This window comes from Brachybacterium sp. p3-SID957 (assembly GCF_025144775.1).
Lineage (GTDB): Bacteria > Actinomycetota > Actinomycetes > Actinomycetales > Dermabacteraceae > Brachybacterium > Brachybacterium epidermidis.
The window spans coordinates 1-1,428 of the sequence record NZ_JALXKT010000119.1 but is presented as its reverse complement, the minus strand read 5'-3'; the positions used below and the strand labels follow the sequence as shown (position 1 = coordinate 1,428).

At 69.8% G+C, this 1,428-nt stretch carries 1 protein-coding gene; it reads left to right on the top strand.

Annotation, left to right across the window (positions count from 1 at the left end; translation table 11 throughout):
- The first annotated feature begins 186 nt into the window (after positions 1-186).
- A complete protein-coding gene (locus M3B01_RS14530; RefSeq protein ID WP_259793259.1) occupies positions 187-1,407 on the top strand; it encodes an IS110 family transposase in 1,221 nt (406 codons plus the stop codon).
- The last annotated feature ends 21 nt before the right edge of the window (positions 1,408-1,428 follow it).

The window sequence follows — 1,428 nt, the reverse complement described above, 5'->3', positions numbered from 1 at the left end:
TCGGTCCCGGTGGGTGCACGGCCATTTGTGCGTGCCGTTCGACGGCCACGATGAGTTCTGCCGGCCCCGCCGGGCCGAGGCCATCTGAACGGCGTCAGGAACATGCCCCTTTGAGGGCCGAGCAGTGAGCTTCCGGCAGATGACCTCCACCAAGTGGTGCTCCTTCGATGAACCTGGAGTACGCGCATGTATGTCGGATGGGACTGGGGCAATACCACCCATGCTGTCGCTGTGATCGATGACCAGGGCCAGGTGATCGACCGCTGGCCCTGCCCCCACACCGAGGACGGGATTCGAGCCACCCTGGCCCGCCTGGCCAGCCACGGCCCTCCGGCTAGGCTGCCGGTCGCGATCGAGACCACCCGCGGGCTGGTGATCGACCGTCTCCTGGCCGCCGGGCATCCCGTGGTCCCGGTCCATCCCAACGCGTTCAACGCCGTCCGTCCCCGCTGGGGCGCTGCCCGCGCCAAGGACGACCCCGGCGACGCGTTCAAGCTCGCCGACTACCTCCGCACCGACGGGCACCGCCTGCGGACCCTGCGCCCGACCGAGCAGGCGACCCTCGAGCTGCAAGCGCTGGTCCGGGCCCGCGAGGACCAGGTCACCGCCCGCGTGGCCGCGACCAACCAGCTCGCCGCCCTGCTGGCCGAGCACTGGCCCGGCGCCGGGGTGGTGTTCGCCCGCCTGGACTCCGATATCGCCCTGGCCTTCTGCGACAGGTTCCCCACCCCAGCCTCGGCCAAGCACCTGGCCCCGGCCAGAATGCGGGACTGGCTCGCCCGGCAGCACTACTCCGGCCGCGTCGACCCCGCTGCCCTGGTGGCCAGGCTTCGTGGGGCCCCCGCGCCTGCCTCGCGGCTCGGTGAGGAGACGATCACCGCGCTGGTTCGCACACAGGTCCAGGTCATCCGGGCCCTCAGAACAGCGATCGATGACCTTGAAGCCCAGATCGAGACGGCTCTGGCCGCCCATTCCTGGGCAGCGTTGATCCAGCCCCTGCCCCGGGTGGGGATCGTCAACCTCGCCCAGATCATCGGGGAGATCGGACCGTTGCTCGAACACGCCTCCAACGCTGACCAGCTCGCCGCCGAGGCAGGCGTCGTGCCCGTCACCCGCGCCTCGGGTAAATCCCACGCGGTCGTGTTCCGCTACGCCACCAACCGGCGGGCCCGCCAAGCCCTGGTCCGCTGGGCAGACAACTCCCGCCACGCCTCGCCCTGGGCGAAGAACATTTACGAGACCGCACGCGCCCAGGGCAAACGCCATGCCCATGCCGTGCGGATCCTGGCCCGGGCCTGGCTGCGGATCATCTACGCCTGCTGGCGCGACGGCACCTGCTACGACCCCGCCACCCACCAAGCCCACAGAACCGACAGAACACACAAAACCACCGCTCTCGCGGCCTAGAGGTTGACTCAGGGAACTCAT